This is a genomic window from Mesorhizobium sp. M7A.F.Ca.ET.027.02.1.1, assembly GCF_004022985.1.
GTDB lineage: Bacteria > Pseudomonadota > Alphaproteobacteria > Rhizobiales > Rhizobiaceae > Mesorhizobium.
Genome location: NZ_RZOL01000940.1, coordinates 1 through 450 on the forward strand (window position 1 = coordinate 1; position 450 = coordinate 450).

2 protein-coding genes are annotated in these 450 nt (G+C 57.3%); both read right to left on the reverse strand.

The window, feature by feature from the left end; genetic code table 11:
- Positions 1–262 (reverse strand): TSUP family transporter (locus EN749_RS37110; protein ID WP_145991235.1); only part of this gene is annotated, 262 nt, incomplete at its 3' end.
- A partial coding sequence (locus EN749_RS37115; RefSeq protein WP_189368068.1) for a penicillin-insensitive murein endopeptidase occupies positions 262–450 on the reverse strand: 189 nt, incomplete at its 5' end. The genes EN749_RS37110 and EN749_RS37115, both read right to left, overlap by 1 nt.

A 450-nucleotide genomic window follows, 5' to 3' on the forward strand; every position in this document is an offset into this window, starting at 1 on the left:
GAATATTCAGCTTCTGATCGGCAAGGTTTACCACTTTTCGCCGAATAAAGTAGAGCGACGCGGAGAGCGATCCGCCGCAGGCCTGAAGTTTATTCGTGGCGAGCGCCTGGGCAGGGCTCATCCCCACCGCCAGCAGTGCCGGAACGGTCAGCAAACCGCCCCCACCTGCCAGGGCATCGATAAAACCGGCTAACATCGCAACAAAAAACAGTGCCGCCAGCATCCACGGTGACACCATAAACAGATCGACGAAATTATCCATTAAAGTACATGCTCATCCAGTAGCGCCTGGCAGGAAGGCGGCAACGGAGGCGGTGTCTTCTTCTCAGGCTTAGAGGTTCCAGGTTTTGCCGGTTCAAACCAGCTTTGCAGTTCCGCACCGCAGCCATCGCCTGGCGGTGGTAGCGGCTGATCTTCACATTCCAGGCTGTTCGCCGGGCAGCGCAGACG